Genomic DNA, 16,241 nt, shown 5'->3' on the forward strand with positions numbered 1-16,241 from the left:
TCAGAGTTCGTCGAGTCGCAGAGACGGCGCGAAGACCACACAACACCGGTCCGCCGTGACCGGGACACAGAGTGAAGCCCTCGCGTGGCCGCGTCAGCCCGACGCGCCCGGGGGCTCGAGGAGATTGAGTGACCGACAACGGGTCGCCGACTGACGCGAACGTAGCATCAGAACCGGCGGAAGAATTTCCCAGCAGGCTTCGTGTGCACGCTCTGGCCAGGACATTGGGCCTGACCAGCCGGCAAGTGCTAGCGCATCTGACCGAGCTGGGCATCGAGACACGCAGCCCCCAGTCGAGCATCGACCGGGAGACCGCACAGGCGGTTGCCGACCGTGTCCGCGCGCACGTCGAGGTGGACGAGGCGGCCGTCGAGGCCACCGACGACGCCGCGGACCGCGCCGGGACGCAGGAGACCAAGGCCGCCGAGGAGCCGACGACGGCACCTGCGCCGCAGCCGACGACGGCCGAGGAAGCGACGCCAGCCGAAGAACCGGCAACCGCGGACACTGCCACAGCGGAGTCCGCCACCGACGCGCCCGCCGAGCCCGCGGAACGACCCGCGGCCCACGAGCCGCCCACCTTGTTCTCGGCGGCCGACGAGCATCAGCACTATCCGATCGCGTCCGCCGCGGAACCGGTGGCCGCGCAGCCGCTGTTCCTGTCACCGCAATCGGTGGAGGCGCCCAAGCGTCCTGCCCGGTCGAAATCGGACACGGAGTCGGGCGACGCGGGGTCGACCGGGTCGCGGTCCACCGGTTCCGGCCCCACACGTGCGGACTCCCCCCGCGCCGAGGGCGGACCGACCGATGCCGACACCGAGTCGTCCGGTGCCGAGTCGTCCGACGAGGACTCGAACGGCGACGACTCGAACGGCGACGGTGACCGGACATCGCGCCGCCGGCGGCGGGGACGCCGCGGGCGCGGTCGGGGTCGCGGGGACCAGGCGGAGAACGGCGACGAGTCGTCGACCGGTTCCGACGACGCCGACGAGACCGCATCGGACGACGAGACGTCGACCCGGCCGTCCGGGAAGAAGACCAAGAAGTCCAAGGGCAAGGACCGCGACAAGGACGACGACCGCGACACGACCGAGGATGCGGACGCCAGGGAGGACACGGGCGACGCAGAATCCTCGGACGATTCCGACGATCAGTCGGGCCACGACGGCGATCAGTCGTCGTCGAAGCGCCGTCGTCGCCGTCGTCGTCGCAAGGGCGGCTCCGACGCCGACGACAGCTCGCCCGACGATCCGCCGAACACTGTCGTGCACGAACGCGAACCGCGGAGCAAGCGGGCGCGCGACGAGGTCCAGGGGATCTCGGGATCGACACGGCTCGAGGCGAAGCGTCAGCGCCGCCGCGACGGCCGCGACGCAGGACGCCGCAGGCCACCCATCCTGAGCGAGTCGGAGTTCCTCGCACGCCGCGAGGCCGTCGACCGGGTGATGGTGGTGCGCGAACGCAGCGCGAACAGTGCCATCACGGTGGACTCGCACGGGTCGAACGGGCACGAGCACGCGGTGCCTGTCGAGGACTACACGCAGGTGGCGGTCCTCGAGGACGGTGTTCTCGTCGAACATTTCGTCACCACCGAGACGTCGTCGTCGATGGTCGGCAACATCTACCTCGGCCGGGTGCAGAACGTGCTGCCCGGTATGGAGGCGGCCTTCGTCGACATCGGACGCGGCCGCAATGGTGTGCTCTACGCCGGTGAGGTCAACTGGGATGCAGCCGGACTCGACGGTGGCTCGCGCAAGATCGAGCAGGCCCTCAAACCCGGCGACAACGTGCTGGTGCAGGTCAGCAAGGATCCTGTCGGCCACAAGGGTGCGCGTCTGACGACCCAGATCTCGCTGGCCGGCCGGTATCTGGTCTACGTACCCGGCGGGTCGTCGACGGGGATCAGCCGCAAGCTTCCCGACGTCGAACGCAAGCGTCTCAAGAGCATTCTCGGCAAACTCGTCCCCGACGACGCGGGTGTCATCATCCGGACCGCCTCCGAGGGTGTCAGTGCCGAGGATCTCGGTGCCGACATCGCACGCCTCGAAGGACAGTGGAAGGAGATCGACGCCGCGGTCGGCAAGGCGAAGAAGGGCTCGGGTTCGACCGGACCGCAGGCCCTCTACGAGGAGCCCGACCTGTTGGTGCGCGTCGTGCGTGACCTGTTCAACGAGGACTTCAAGAAGCTCGTCGTCGAGGGTCAGAAGGCGTGGGATCTCGTCGAGCGCTATGTCGGGGCCGTGGCGCCGGACCTGATGGAGCGGGTCGAGCGGTTCGAGAAGGCGAATGCCGACGCACCGGACTCGTTCGTCGTCCACCGCATCGACGAGCAACTCGCCAAGGCGCTCGACCGCAAGGTCTGGCTGCCGTCGGGCGGCACGCTCATCATCGAGCACACCGAGGCGATGACCGTCGTCGACGTCAACACGGGCAAGTTCACCGGCTCGGGTGGCAACCTCGAGGAGACGGTCACCCGCAACAACCTCGAGGCGGCCGAGGAGATCGTGCGGCAGATGCGTCTGCGCGACATCGGCGGCATGATCATCGTCGACTTCATCGACATGGTGCTCGAATCCAACCGTGATCTGGTGCTGCGCCGTCTCACCGAGGCGCTGGCCCGGGACCGCACCCGCCATCAGGTGTCCGAGGTGACGTCGCTGGGTCTGGTGCAGATGACCCGGAAACGGCTGGGAACCGGTCTGCTGGAAGCGTTCTCGACCACCTGTACCCACTGCGGTGGCCGCGGGATCATCGTGCACGCGAACCCGGTGGAGGTGCGCGGAGACGACTCCGGTCAGAGTGACGGCGGCTCGAAGCGTTCGCGACGCAACCGCAAGAAGAACGACGCGCCCACCGAGCAGCAGAAGCCGGCCCACAAACCGGCCGAGCACCCCATGTTCCGGGCCATGGCAGCCCACTCCCACGATGATGATCCGAACCACGGTGACGCTCATGGACAGGTACAGGCGCACGGTGAACAGCCGGGAGCGGCAGGCGCCGACGCGGCGGCACCGGATGTGACCGCCCAGGAGTCGACGGCCCAGGATGCGACGGCCGGGGACGTGACACCCTCCGACGAGGGCGCCGTGCAGACCTCGGGTGCTGTGTCGAGTGACGAGTCCACGTCCGATTCGGCGAACCGCGGCGGGAATCGTCGGGAGACGAGACGCCGTGCGTCCCGGCAGTCCCGGGCGGCGCGTGCCGAGCAGGAGTCCACGGCGGCCTCGGACGAGACCTCGAGGGAATCGGTGCCGGAGTCGTCGACCGCCGAGATCGCTCCACAGGCCTCGGATGGCGAGGCTGATCATCCGGCGCCGACCGCGCAGGACACGGCATCGGGGGACACCGACACCACGGCAACCGACACCACGGCAACCGACACCACGGCAACCGACACCACGGCAACCGACACCACGGCAACCGACACGGAGGCACCGGCCGGCGCCGAGCCGACCGCGGCACGACGTCGTCGGCGGGTGGTGCGCCAGGCGGCGGCACCGCCGGCCGCCGCGGAGCCGGTCGTGATCACGGCTGCCGCTGACCCCACGCGGTCCGAACCGCTCACCACGTTCGGTCCGGCGGGTGATGACGGGTCGTCGGAGGCGACGGTCGCGGTGCGCCGGCGGCCACGCCGCCGCACCGCCGGTCGCCCGGCCGGACCGCCGCCGGCCGAACAGTGAGAGCGGCATCGACGGCAATCGGGCCAACGAGCAGGTGGGGCAGGGTACGGGTGAGTTTGACCCGACCGCCGACGGTCCCGTAATCTTGGTTGGTCGCCTTCCGCGGAGGGTCAGCGCTGTGCCCGGAATGCCCCGAGATGCTCGGGGACCCGATCCAACACGCGAAACCCGTCGGCAGGCATCTGGTGTGATCCGTAGTGAGTCCCCGGCGAACGTGTCGAGGAACGAGTGCGGCCCGTACCAGGCACGCACCACCCACACACCCACGGTGCGCCAACCGGCATCGCGGGTCCGACAGACGAGTTAAAGAGGACAGCTTCGATGGCAACGTACGCGATCGTCAAGACCGGCGGTAAGCAGTACAAGGTCGCTGAGGGCGACATTGTGAAGGTCGAGAAGATCGACAGCGAGCCGGGCAGCACCGTGAGCCTGCCGGTGGCGCTGGTCGTCGACGGCTCCGACCTCACCACGGACGCGGACAAGCTGGCGAAGATCTCGGTGACCGGTGAGGTCGTCGAGCACGTCAAGGGTCCGAAGATCCGTATCCACAAGTTCAAGAACAAGACCGGCTACCACAAGCGTCAGGGCCACCGTCAGAAGCTGACGGTCCTCAAGGTCACCGGTATCAAGTAACTCGATTTCCGCACATACCTCAGGAGGACTGCAGAGATGGCACACAAGAAGGGCGCGTCCAGCTCGCGCAACGGTCGTGATTCCAACGCACAACGCCTCGGCGTGAAGCGGTTCGGTGGGCAGCAGGTCAGCGCCGGTGAGATCCTGGTCCGTCAGCGCGGCACCAAGTTCCACCCGGGCGTCAACGTCGGACGCGGTGGCGACGACACGCTGTTCGCACTGGCCGCCGGCGCGGTGGAGTTCGGCAGCAAGCGTGGCCGCAAGACGGTCAACATCGTCCCGGAGACCGCAGCGGTCTGACCGGACGCACGTTCACAGCTCTACTCAGGGCGGGCAAGGGTCATGGCGTACCCGGCCCGCCCTGATTGTTTTTCGTACGAGAGGAAGTACCGATGTCCCGGTTCGTCGACCGCGTGACCATTCACGTCGCGGCGGGCAACGGCGGGCACGGTTGCTCGTCTGTGCATCGAGAGAAGTTCAAGCCGCTCGGTGGACCCGACGGCGGCAACGGCGGCAACGGTGGATCGGTCCGACTGGTCGTCGACCCCCAGGTGCACACGCTGCTCGACTTCCACTTCCGTCCGCACGCGAAGGCGTCGAACGGCAGGCCCGGGGCCGGCGACAACCGCGACGGCGCCACCGGTGACGATCTGATCCTGCAGGTCCCGGAAGGCACCGTCGTGCTCGACGAGAGCGGACGGATCCTGGCCGACCTGGTCGGTGACGGCACGGCGTTCGAGGCGGCACAGGGTGGCCGCGGGGGACTGGGCAACGCCGCTCTCGCCTCCAAGGCGCGCAAGGCTCCCGGATTCGCGCTGCTCGGGGAGGAAGGTCAGCACCGGGACCTCGTCCTGGAGTTGAAGTCCGTCGCCGACGTCGGTCTCGTCGGATTCCCGTCGGCGGGCAAGTCATCGCTGGTGTCGGTGTTGTCGGCGGCCAAGCCGAAGATCGCCGACTACCCGTTCACCACTCTCGCGCCCAACCTCGGCGTGGTGCAGACCGCCGGCGACGTGTTCACCATCGCCGACGTGCCCGGACTGATCCCCGGCGCATCGACCGGTCGGGGGCTGGGCCTGGAGTTCCTGCGGCATCTGGAGCGGTGCGCCGTGCTGGCCCATGTCGTCGACTGTGCGACCCTGGAACCCGGTCGCGATCCCGTCTCCGACATCGACGCCCTCGAAGCCGAACTGGCTGCTTATCGACCGGCCCTCGACGCCGACCACGGACTCGGCGACCTGGCGTCGCGACCGCGCGTCGTCATCCTCAACAAGATCGACGTCCCGGACGCCGCAGAGCTGGCTGATCTCGTCGAACCAGAACTCGCGCAACGTGGTTGGCCGATCTTCCGCATCTCGGCGGTGTCGCACGAGGGGCTGCGCGAACTGCGATTCGCTCTCGCCCGGATGGTGTCGGAGTACCGCGAGAGCCACCCGAAACCTCAACCGCGCCGTCAGATCATCCGCCCCAAGGCGATCGACGAGGCGGAGTTCAGCGTCGTGCCCGATCCCGAGGTGCCCGGCGGTTTCATCGTGCGCGGCACCCGTCCGGAACGCTGGATCGCCCAGACGCAGTTCGACAACGACGAGGCCGTCGGCTACCTGGCCGATCGACTGAACCGTCTCGGGGTGGAGGACGAACTCGTCCGCCTCGGCGCCGAACCCGGTGCGCCGGTGACGATCGGTGCGGTCAGCTTCGACTGGGAGCCGATGACCCCGATGGGCGACGACGTCCCGGTGACCGGTCGCGGCACCGACATCCGGCTCGATCGCAACGACCGCGTCGGGGCGGCCGAGCGCAAGCAGGCCCGCCGGTTGCGCCGCGGCATGCCGGAGACCGGCGAGGACGGCGAGCAGGATCTCCGGTGAGCGACGTCCGGGAACGGATCGCCCGCGCTCGCAGCGTGGTCGTCAAGATCGGATCGTCGGCCCTCACGGATCTGCACGAAGGCCTCGACCGGAACCGACTCGACCGGCTCGCCGATGCCCTCGAGGCACGGATGCGGGCGGGATCGGATGTCATCGTGGTGTCGTCGGGGGCCATCGGTGCGGGTATAGCGCCGCTCGGGTTGCGCCGACGACCCACCGACCTGGCGACCAAGCAAGCGGCGGCGAGCGTCGGTCAGCTCGCGCTGGCACATGCGTGGGGGACGTCGTTCCACCGGTACGGACGGACCGTCGGTCAGGTCCTGCTCACCGCCGACGACATCTCGAACCGCTCACATCACGCGAATGCCCAACGGACACTTGACCGTCTGCGATCTCTCGGGGCCGTGGCGGTGGTGAACGAGAACGACACGGTCGCGACCACCGAGATCCGTTTCGGTGACAACGACCGTCTGGCCGCGCTGGTGGCCCATCTGGCCGGCGCCGACGCCCTCGTGCTGCTGTCCGACGTGGACGGGCTGTACGACGGTGATCCGCGCAGGGTCGGCGCCGACGGGCAGCGGGCACGTCTCATCTCCGAGGTCCACGGACCGGAAGATCTCGACGGGGTGATCGCCGGCTCCGGGGGTGCGCTCGGCACCGGCGGTATGGCGTCCAAACTGGCCGCCGCACGCCTCTCCGCGGATGCGGGCGTCCCGGTGCTGCTGGCGGCTGCCGACCAGGCTGCCCAGGCGCTCGCCGATGCATCCGTGGGCACGGTGTTCGCCGCCCGTGACGAACGACTGTCCGCTCGACGGTTCTGGGTCCGTCACGCCGCCGACGCACGGGGACAACTCGTCCTCGACGACGGCGCGGTGACCGCGGTGGCCCGGAGACGCCGCTCCCTCCTCGCAGCCGGGATCGTGGGCGTGAACGGCCGCTTCTACAGTGGGGACGTCGTCGAGCTGGTGGATCCCACCGGTGCCGTTCGTGCCCGCGGGGTCGTCGCCTACGACTCCGACGACATCGCCCTGGCCGTGGGACGCTCGACCGCCGACCTGCCCCCGGAGCTACGGCGACCTGTCATCCACGCGGACGACCTCGTCGCCGTGTGATCTGGGTGCCAGCGCTAACTGAGGGTACCCTTATCTCATGGCGATGAATCTGCTCCATCGGGTCTGCTGCAGCTCGCGGCCCTGGGCCGCCTACACATCACGCGCGTTGGTCCCCTGGACGCTGGGCGACGTCACGCTCGGCGTCCGGACAGTCGAGATAGGGCCCGGCTACGGCGCGAACATGGCGTCTCTGCTCGAGCGCACCGGCCACCTCACCGCCATCGAGATCGATAGGTCCAGCGCCGCACGCCTGACCGACCGATTCGGCGACCGGGCACGGATCATCGCCGCGGACGGGACCGACGCGGGTCTGCCGGACGGTTCGTACTCCTCCGTCGTGTGTTTCACGATGCTGCACCACGTGCCGACGGTCGCGCTGCAGGACAGATTGTTCGCCGAGGCCGCTCGCATGCTCGAACCCGGCGGTGTATTCGCCGGGAGCGACGGCCGACACTCCCGCGCGTTTCGCGCCATGCACATCGGCGACACGTACAATCCGGTATTCCCCGAGGATCTCGCGGACCGGTTGCGCACCGCGGGTTTCGATGATGTCGAGGTCGCCACCGGTCCCGTCCATCAACGCTGGCGTGCCGTCACGCGCGGACGGTGATGTCGGCGCCGGTCAGTGCCGGGAGCACCACCGACGCCAGGTGATCGATCGTGAGATCGGCGATGTCGTCGGCGCGGGTGGCGCCGCGGTTGACGATCACCAGCGTCTTGCCGGTGCGATGCGCATGCCGAGCGAACCGCAGGCCGCTCATCACCGTCAGAGACGACCCGACCACGAGTAGGGCATCGGCATCATCGACCATCGAAAAGGCTTGCTGCACAGTTTGTTTGGGTACGCTCTCGCCGAAGTAGACGATGTCGGGCTTGATGATCCCCGCGCATTGCGGACAGTCGATCATGGTGAAGTCGCTCGTGTCCTGCACTGCGGCGTCGGCGTCAGGAGCCACCTCGATCGCACCGCGCCCACCAACACGGGCGGCGAAGTCGGCGTTCAACGCCTCGAGTTCGTGGGCGAGGCGGTGGCGGGAGATCCGCCAGTCGCAGTGGAGGCATCGGACGCGCCCGTAACATCCGTGCAGCTCGAGGACGCGTCGGGTGGCGGCCTTGGTGTGCAGCATGTCGACGTTCTGGGTGATCACCCCACTGAGACGTCCCTGCCGTTGTAGATCGGTGAGAGCCCGATGGGCGACGTTCGGTTGGGCCGCGTCCATGTGGCGCCACCCCACGTGATTGCGTGCCCAGTAATGCCGTCGGAACTCGGGCGAGGAGAGGAACATCTCGAGGGTCATCGGGGTCCGTGCCGGCGCACCGGGCGAGCGGTAATCGGGGATACCGGACTCGGTGGAGATCCCCGCGCCGGTCAGTGCGACGACACGTTTGCCGTCCAGCAGTTCGTGGGCCCGCTCGATCCGCTCGGCGATGTCGCCGTCGACCGGGGTGGGTTCAGCCGGGGTCCAGCCGATCTGCAGTCGGGTACGCACCCCACCCAGGGTACCGAGGCCGCGGGACGCGCACAGCTGCGCACAGACGTGTACAGACATGGAACGGCCCGGCAGAAACAGGTTCTGCCGGGCCGTTTCCCATCCGACCTTTCGCAGGTCAGTCTGCGGTGACCGCCTCCGGCGTGTGCCGGCCGGTCAGTTCGGGAACCGTGACCAGCGGGTAGACGCCGTTCTCGTCGTGGACCTCGGTACCGACGACGGGCGGGTTGAAGACGCACAGCATGCGCATCTGCGTGTCTGCGGTGACCGTGTGCCGCTCGTGGCCGTTCAGCAGATACATCGTGCCCGGGGCGAGAGGATAGGTCTCGCCGGTCTCCCGGTCGAGGAGCGTGCCCTCACCCTCGACGAGCCAGACGGCCTCGACGTGGTTGGCGTAGTGGAACTCGTTGACCGAGCCCGCGTTGATCGTGGTCTCGTGGAACGAGAATCCGACCCGGTCCCCGCCGAGGACGATGCGCTTGGAGACCCAGTTGCCCTTCGGGTCGGCGACATCGCGGTCGGTCCCGGTGATCTCGGCTGTGGTGCGGACGATCATCCGATCACCTCCTTGACGGAATCGCTGAGGATCGCCAGTCCGCGATCCAGATCTTCAGTGGCGATGGTCAGCGGCGGCAGCAGCTTGACCACCTCGTCGGACGGGCCCGACGTCTCGGCGAGTAGACCCTCACCGAAGGCACGCGCGCACACCTTCCCGGCGGCGGTCGCCTCGTCGAACACGAGGCCCTGGACCATGCCGCGACCGCGCGTGGAGATGCCCGAGTAGGTGTCGCAGAGCTCGCTGAACACCGTGTGGATGCGGTCGCCCTTGGCGTGCACATCCTTGGTCAGCGAGCCATCGCTCCAGTAGTGGTCGATGGTCGTGGTGCCGGTGACGAACGCCGGGTTGTTGCCGCGGAAGGTGCCGTTGTGCTCGCCCGGGGCCCAGACGTCGAGGTCCGAACGGAACAGGGTCAGCGCGAGTGGCAGGCCGTATCCGCTGATCGACTTGGACAGCGTCACGATGTCGGGCTTGATGCCGGCCTCCTCGAAGGAGAAGAACTCGCCGGTGCGGCCGCAACCCATCTGCACGTCATCGACGATCAGCAGGATGTCACGACGCTGGCACAGATCCGACAGTGCGCGAAGCCATTCCGCGCGAGCGACGTTGACGCCACCCTCGCCCTGGACGGTCTCGACGATCACAGCCGCGGGACGGTTCAGTCCGCTACCCGAGTCGTCGAGCACACGCTCGAACCATGCGAAGTCCTCCATGACGCCGCCGAAGTAGTTGTCGAACGGCATCGGGGTCGCGTGCACCAGGGGGATGCCGGCGCCGGCGCGCTTCATCGAGTTGCCGGTCACCGACAACGAACCGAGGGTCATACCGTGGAATGCGTTGGTGAAGCTGATGATCGACTCGCGGCCGGTCACCTTGCGTGCCAACTTCAGCGCAGCCTCAACCGCGTTGGTCCCGGTCGGTCCGGGGAACTGGATCTTGTAGTCCAAGCCGCGCGGCTCGAGGATCTTCTGGGTGAAGGCCTCGATGAACTTGCCCTTGGCGACCGTAGCCATGTCCAGGCCGTGAGTGATGCCGTCGTCCGAGATGTAATCCAGCAGAGCGGATTTCATGATCGGATTGTTGTGGCCGTAGTTCAGCGAGCCCGCGCCGGCGAAGAAGTCTAGGTATTCGCGGCCCGACGTGTCGGTGAGGTACGACCCGCTCGCACGGGTGAACACGGTGGGCCAGCTGCGGCAGTAGCTGCGGACCTCGGACTCGTGTTGGGTGAAGATGGAATCGTCGACTGACTGATCAAGAAGTTGCATCGTTACGCCCCCTATTCTGGTGTGACGATCATGGAGAATCGACGGCGTGGTCGGCCCACGATGACGTGGATGGCCTGGGAAACGGATGGGAATGCCGTCGAAAGGCTGTGAGTGGTGCGCGGCGTGAGCCGTGCGGTCTACGGTTCGATCAGGTCGGGCTCGAGGATGTAGAGGTCCTCGGGCTCGTGGGAATCGGGGAACTGTCCCTCGCCGAACAGATCTCGGCGCTCGAAGCGCAGTCCGCGACGCTGCGCGACGGACGCGAACAGACGCTGCGAGGCAGTGTTGTCCGGGCTGATGGTGGTGTGCATCGCCACCACACCGGAGCGCTGACCGCGGTCGAAGAGGCGGTGCAGCATGGTCCCGGCGATACCGTGACCACGGTAATCATCGTCGACGGCGACCTGCCAGACCATCAGGGTCGACGGATCGGTCTGACGACGGTAACCGGTGACGAAGCCGACGGGGCGACCATCGACCTCGGCGACGATGGAGGTGGTGGCGAAATCATGGCACCAGAGGACATAGGAGTAACTCGAGTTGACATCGAGAACCTTTGAGTCCGCGGCGATTTCCCACAATCTCGCGCCATCGTCCGCGGTGGGCTGCCGATAATCGACAGCGAGGACAGTTGTTGGGGCCGTGCTTGTTTGGGACGGGCTCATGACCTTTTCGACGTTAACAACGCGTATCGCCGAAGTCATGCAGCTGCCGAAACTGGTGGTCGAAACCCCCGCTTATCCCCAGTTCAGCTACTGTTTGTGAAGTGAATCACAAAGTGTTGCGCGTTCCCGACTCAACTGGGAAAAGGGGCCCGCGCGTCACGTCCGGATCGTGACGCAGAATGGGTGGCGATGACCAGGATCATTGCGGGCCGTCTGCGAGGACGCAGACTGAAGGTGCCCGACGAAGGGACCCGTCCGACGTCTGATCGTGTCCGTGAGGCCGTGTTCAACATGGTCGAGGCACGGGCGGACCTGGCCGGCGCGCACGTCCTCGACCTCTATGCCGGGTCGGGGGCGCTCGGACTCGAGGCCCTCTCCCGAGGCGCCCGCGGCGCGGTTCTCGTCGACTCCGCGCGTCGGGCCGTGAACGCGATCGCGGCCAACATCGGCACATGTGACGTCGCGGACCGGGCGTCGGTGGTGTCACGACCGGTCGCGATCTATCTCGCCGGGGCGCCGTCGTCGACGTTCGACGTCGTCTTCCTCGATCCGCCGTACGACATCGACAACGCGGCCGTGACGTCGGCGCTGGCGAGTCTGACCGACGGCGCCTGGTTGGCGCCGGAGAGCATCGTGATCGTCGAGCGCGGGACCCGATCCCCGGACACCGTGTGGCCCGACGGTCTCGCAGTGCAGGTCGAGAAGAGATACGGAGACACGAGAGTGGAGGTGGCCGCGCGTGGTTGATGGAGACGTCACCGACCCGACTCGACCCGACACCGGAATCCCGCCGCTGCGGATCGGTGATCTGACTGTTCCGCTCCCCATCGTCTGTGCCCCGATGGCCGGCGGGCCGACGACACCCGCGTTGGTCGCCGAGGTCGGGGCGGCGGGCGGACTCGGGATGCTCGCGGCCGGGTATCTCGGCGCCTCGGCAGTCGCCGGACTGCTCGATGACGTCGAAGGACGTACCCACCGGCCCTACGGCGTGAACCTCTTCCTGTCCGGGCCGGATCCGCTCGCCGACGACCCGACCGGACTCCGCGCCCGCGCACTCGCCGACTATCGGTCCGAACTCGCCGCCGACGCACGCCACGGCGCAGTGCCCGGAGAACCGCGGTGGTCCGACGAGGAGGTCGCGGACAAGATCGCGGTCCTGGCGGCACACCGGCCCGCTCTGGTGAGCGTCACGTTCGGCGATCCGGGTGGTGCGCTCGTCGCGCGCATCCACGGTGACGTGGGTGTACCGGTCGCGGTCACCGTGACATCCCTCGTCGAGGCGGGAGCGGCGATCGGCTCGGGGGCCGACGCGCTGATCGTGCAAGGAATCGAGGCGGGCGGTCATCGCGGGCTGTGGACCGACGATCCGGCACAGGTCGCCGGCGGCCCGCGGGTGCCCACCGCCGACCTCGTGCGCATCATCGGTGCGGCCGTCGACGTCCCCGTCATCGCCGCGGGTGGTGTCACCGATGGCGCAGCGATTCGGTCGATGATGTCGCTCGGCGCCGCCGCCGCTCAGCTGGGCACCGCATTCCTCTGCTGCGACGAGGCGGGGACGTCGGCACCCCACCGGCATGCCCTGCTGGACCGCACATTCTCCGACACGGTGATCACCCGTGCGTTCTCCGGCCGGTCGGCGCGGTCGCTGCGCAACGACTTCGCCACCCGGCACACTGCCGCACCGGCCCTGTATCCGCACGTCCATCACCTGACCAAGCCGCTGCGGGCGGCGGCCACCGCGGCCGATGACCCCGACGGCATCAACCTCTGGGCCGGCACCGGCTGGCGCGCGGTGACCGAGGGGCCCGCCGCTGATCTGATGGCCAGACTGACCGCGGAGTTGATCGACGGGCCGTGAGGTCGGCGGTCGCGTCCGCTCGCGTAGATTTCGGCTATGACCTCAGCCGTCTTCCCCGGATCCTTCGACCCGTTCACCGTCGGTCACCGCTACATCGTCGAGCGTGCGGCCGCCCGATTCGACTCCCTGGTGGTGACCGTCGTCGTCAACCCGAACAAGCACGGACTGTTCGGGGTCGACGAGCGTATCGACCTCATCCGTGAGGACTGCGCCGATCTGCCCAACGTGCGGGTCGACCGCTGGACCGGACTGCTCGTCGACTACCTCCGCGCCGAGGGGATCGACACGATCGTCAAGGGTCTGCGTTCGGGGACCGACTTCGACTACGAGGTGCCGATGGCGCAGATGAACCGCGACCTCACCGACGCCGAGACGATGTTCCTGCTGACCGATCCTCGCTACGCGCACGTCTCGAGCTCGCTGGTCAAGGAGGTGGCCAAGCTCGGCGGGGATGTCGAACCGTTCCTGTCGGCGGCCATCCACGAACGAGTCCGCGCACGGCTGGCAGGCGAGCGACAGATCTGATCGCCCGAGAGATCGTGCCGCGTCCGCCTCATCTCGCCCGACGTCGGCGACACCTACCGAGGCGCGACACACCCCTGTCGCCTCACGAGTCACAAGCACACCATTCGGCACAATAGTCACAGTTGTTTCAGTGGCAGACCGAAGGCAAGCGCCGGATTGGGGTAGCTGTGTACCGGGTTTTTGAAGCGCTCGACGAACTCGCCGCGATCGTCGAGGAAGCGCGAAGCGTCCCGATGACCGCGGGCTGCGTCGTTCCGCGCGGGGATGTCCTCGAACTCCTCGACGACATCAAGGATTCGATCCCGGGTGAGCTCGACGACGCCCAGGACGTCCTCGATCAGCGCGATTCGCTGGTCGGCGACGCGCGCGAGCACGCCGAGAACGTGATCACCAAGGCCGACTCGGAGTCGGAGGCGGTCATCGCCCACGCCCGTGCCGAGGCCGACCGCATCCTGTCGGATGCCAAGGCGCAGGCCGATCGGATGGTCGATGAGGCCGGCACCCACGGTCGCCAACTGGTCGACGACGCGACCACCGAGGCGCATCGACTCTCGACCAGCGCCGCGCGGGAATTCGAGGCGGTGACAGGACGCGCCCGTGCCGAGGCGCAGCGCACCATCGACTCCGCCAACAACTCCTACGACAAGTCGGTGGCAGACGGCATCGCCGAGCAGCAACGGCTCGTGTCGGAGGCGGAGGTCGTCGCGGCCGCGAAGTCGGAGGCCGAGCGGATCATCGATGCGGCCCACGCCGAAGCGGACCGCCTGCGGGGAGACTGCGACGTCTACGTCGACGAGAAGCTCGCCCAGTTCGAGGAGATCCTCACCGGCACACTGCGTTCGGTGAATCGCGGGCGTCACCAGCTGCGCACGGGGGCCGGCATGCACGACTATGTCGAGTACCCGCGTAGCGTCGACGAGCAGCCCGCCCCCCGCGGCGCGGGCCACGGACGCGAGCGTGCCGACAACCAGGGTCCACCGCTGGCGGTCTGATCCGGCACACACGACTTCGCGGTCGCCGAGCGGATCTCGTTCGAAGACGCCGCAGGTCGGGCGTATCGTGCAACTGTGGCTGATCAAGCAATGAGCCGGAGTGCCGCGGCGGGCGACAGGGGAACCCCCGGTCAGCCCGCCCGTTCGACCTCCGACAAGACCGGCGCCGTCCGTGATCCGTTCGTCCTCGACGTCCGGTCCCTGGGCAGGCGTCCCGGGACGATGTCGGAGGTCCATCGCACCGTCGTCGCGCCCGACCGCATCGGTGTCGACATGATCGGCATCCCCGCCGATTCCGAGGTCGACCTCGACTTGCGGCTGGAGTCCGTGAGCGAGGGAGTCCTCGTGACGGGCACCGTGAGTGGCGAGACCGAGGGCCAGTGCTCACGGTGTCTCGAGCCGATCGACGGCACCGTCACCGTGTTCCTCACGGAACTCTTCGCCTACCCCGACAGCGCCACCGAGCAGACGACCGATGCCGAGGACGTCCACCGGGTCGTCGACGACCACCTCGATCTCGAACAGCCCATCATCGACGCGGTGGCACTCGAGTTGCCCATGTCGCCGCTGTGCTCGGAGGATTGCGAAGGGCTCTGTCCCGAGTGCGGTGTCCGCCTCGCGGTCGCCGAGCCCGGTCACGCGCACGAGATCATCGATCCCCGGTGGGCTGCATTGCGGGACAAGTTCGGCGCGACCCCGGAGGACGGGGCCGGCGCGTCGGACAAGGGTGGTGACTGAACCGACGTGGAGGAGCGATCTGGCGTGACGGAACCCGCGACCGTGACGGAGCCTGCGGCCGTCGACGGGTCGGCTGTCGAGGACGCGACGGTCGCGCATGATCGGGACGCTCCCGGTCGGTCGGCGACACTCGCCGCGCAGACGGGTGACGACCGGTTCCGAGATCTTCTCGACGCGCTGGCGGCCGAGTTGTCCGGTGAACTGCTCACCCTGGCGCTGACCCACCGGTCCTACGCCTACGAGAACGGTGGCCTGCCCACCAATGAGCGCCTGGAGTTCCTCGGGGACTCGGTTCTCGGCGTGATCATCACCGAACGTCTGTATCTGCGCTACCCGGACAAGTCCGAGGGTGAACTCGCCAAGATCCGGGCGAGCGTCGTCAACATGCACGCGTTGGCCGCGGTCGCACGCGATCTCGGGCCCGGCGGCCTCGGCAGGCACCTCTACCTCGGACGCGGTGAGGAGCTGACCGGAGGTCGCGACAAGGACTCGATCCTCGCCGATGGGCTGGAATCCGTATTCGGCGCACTGTATCTCGCCCACGGCCTGGATGAGTGCAAGCGGATCATCCTCGGGCTGTTCGACGAGATCATCGGTCACGCAGGACATCTCGGCGCCGGTCTGGACTGGAAGACCTCGCTGCAGGAACTGTCGGCCGAACGTGGGTTCGGGCCGCCGCATTATCAGATCACCTCGACCGGGCCCGACCACAACAAGGAGTTCACCGCGATCGCCGTGGTCGCCGGAGAGCATCTCGGCGAGGGCACCGGACGCACCAAGAAGGAAGCCGAGCAGAAAGCGGCGGCGCTGGCCTGGCAGGCACTCACCGACCGCGCCGCCTCGAACTGACGGCGAGACC

General features: G+C 68.0%; 16 protein-coding genes. 12 read left to right on the forward strand and 4 right to left on the reverse strand.

Annotated elements, in window-relative coordinates; translation table 11 throughout:
- The first annotated feature begins 128 nt into the window (after positions 1-128).
- The 6 genes from QSJ19_RS03675 (at position 129) to QSJ19_RS03700 (ending at position 7,900) form a co-directional block, all read left to right on the forward strand.
- Positions 129-3,680: a translation initiation factor IF-2 N-terminal domain-containing protein gene (locus QSJ19_RS03675; RefSeq protein WP_286318348.1), complete on the forward strand. Its 3,552-nt coding sequence runs from the start codon at positions 129-131 to the stop codon at positions 3,678-3,680.
- 321 nt (positions 3,681-4,001) lie between these two features.
- Positions 4,002-4,313, forward strand: coding sequence for a 50S ribosomal protein L21 (gene rplU, locus QSJ19_RS03680; protein ID WP_286318349.1), 312 nt, complete (start codon positions 4,002-4,004; stop codon positions 4,311-4,313).
- Positions 4,314-4,349: 36 nt separating this feature from the next.
- Entirely contained in the window at positions 4,350-4,613 is a 264-nt protein-coding gene (rpmA, locus tag QSJ19_RS03685; RefSeq protein ID WP_187583760.1) for a 50S ribosomal protein L27, read from the forward strand.
- Positions 4,614-4,705: 92 nt separating this feature from the next.
- Positions 4,706-6,178 (forward strand): GTPase ObgE, encoded by a 1,473-nt coding sequence (gene obgE, locus QSJ19_RS03690; protein ID WP_286318350.1) that lies wholly within the window; start codon positions 4,706-4,708, stop codon positions 6,176-6,178.
- Positions 6,175-7,290 carry a glutamate 5-kinase gene (gene proB / locus QSJ19_RS03695; protein ID WP_286318352.1) on the forward strand — a complete coding sequence of 372 codons (1,116 nt, stop codon included), beginning with the start codon at positions 6,175-6,177 and terminating at the stop codon, positions 7,288-7,290. Before obgE ends, proB begins: the two co-directional genes overlap by 4 nt.
- Before the next feature lie 37 nt (positions 7,291-7,327).
- Positions 7,328-7,900 carry a class I SAM-dependent methyltransferase gene (locus tag QSJ19_RS03700; protein WP_286318354.1) on the forward strand — a complete coding sequence of 191 codons (573 nt, stop codon included), beginning with the start codon at positions 7,328-7,330 and terminating at the stop codon, positions 7,898-7,900.
- On the opposite strand, the gene QSJ19_RS03705 is transcribed toward QSJ19_RS03700, so the two are convergent.
- The 4 genes from QSJ19_RS03705 to ectA form a co-directional block, all read right to left on the reverse strand.
- On the reverse strand, positions 7,884-8,780 hold the full coding sequence (locus tag QSJ19_RS03705; protein WP_286318356.1) for a Sir2 family NAD-dependent protein deacetylase: 897 nt from the start codon (positions 8,778-8,780) through the stop codon (positions 7,884-7,886). The two genes, QSJ19_RS03700 and QSJ19_RS03705, sit on opposite strands and share 17 nt — an antisense overlap.
- 118 nt (positions 8,781-8,898) lie before the next feature.
- Positions 8,899-9,336, reverse strand: coding sequence for an ectoine synthase (locus tag QSJ19_RS03710; RefSeq protein ID WP_187583750.1), 438 nt, complete (start codon positions 9,334-9,336; stop codon positions 8,899-8,901).
- Positions 9,333-10,604 carry a diaminobutyrate--2-oxoglutarate transaminase gene (gene ectB / locus QSJ19_RS03715; RefSeq protein ID WP_286318358.1) on the reverse strand — a complete coding sequence of 424 codons (1,272 nt, stop codon included), beginning with the start codon at positions 10,602-10,604 and terminating at the stop codon, positions 9,333-9,335. Before ectB ends, QSJ19_RS03710 begins: the two co-directional genes overlap by 4 nt.
- A gap of 137 nt (positions 10,605-10,741) precedes the next feature.
- Positions 10,742-11,269 (reverse strand): diaminobutyrate acetyltransferase, encoded by a 528-nt coding sequence (gene ectA / locus QSJ19_RS03720; protein WP_286318359.1) that lies wholly within the window; start codon positions 11,267-11,269, stop codon positions 10,742-10,744.
- A 189-nt stretch (positions 11,270-11,458) separates the two neighbouring features.
- Between ectA and rsmD the strand changes: the two genes are divergently transcribed.
- From rsmD to rnc, 6 genes are all read left to right on the forward strand, one after another.
- Positions 11,459-12,016: a 16S rRNA (guanine(966)-N(2))-methyltransferase RsmD gene (gene rsmD, locus QSJ19_RS03725; RefSeq protein WP_286318360.1), complete on the forward strand. Its 558-nt coding sequence runs from the start codon at positions 11,459-11,461 to the stop codon at positions 12,014-12,016.
- Positions 12,009-13,127, forward strand: a complete 1,119-nt coding sequence (locus tag QSJ19_RS03730) for an NAD(P)H-dependent flavin oxidoreductase (RefSeq protein ID WP_286318361.1) — start codon at positions 12,009-12,011, stop codon at positions 13,125-13,127. The genes rsmD and QSJ19_RS03730 overlap by 8 nt, the downstream gene beginning before the upstream one ends.
- A gap of 36 nt (positions 13,128-13,163) precedes the next feature.
- On the forward strand, positions 13,164-13,652 hold the full coding sequence (gene coaD, locus QSJ19_RS03735; RefSeq protein WP_286318362.1) for a pantetheine-phosphate adenylyltransferase: 489 nt from the start codon (positions 13,164-13,166) through the stop codon (positions 13,650-13,652).
- A gap of 167 nt (positions 13,653-13,819) precedes the next feature.
- Positions 13,820-14,644: a DivIVA domain-containing protein gene (locus tag QSJ19_RS03740; protein WP_286318363.1), complete on the forward strand. Its 825-nt coding sequence runs from the start codon at positions 13,820-13,822 to the stop codon at positions 14,642-14,644.
- A 75-nt stretch (positions 14,645-14,719) separates the two neighbouring features.
- Positions 14,720-15,382, forward strand: a complete 663-nt coding sequence (locus tag QSJ19_RS03745) for a YceD family protein (protein WP_286318365.1) — start codon at positions 14,720-14,722, stop codon at positions 15,380-15,382.
- 177 nt (positions 15,383-15,559) lie between these two features.
- Positions 15,560-16,231 (forward strand): ribonuclease III, encoded by a 672-nt coding sequence (rnc, locus tag QSJ19_RS03750; protein ID WP_286318530.1) that lies wholly within the window; start codon positions 15,560-15,562, stop codon positions 16,229-16,231.
- Positions 16,232-16,241: the final 10 nt, after the last annotated feature.

Origin of the sequence: Gordonia sp. ABSL11-1 (genome assembly GCF_030315685.1) — a bacterium.
Taxonomy (GTDB): domain Bacteria; phylum Actinomycetota; class Actinomycetes; order Mycobacteriales; family Mycobacteriaceae; genus Gordonia.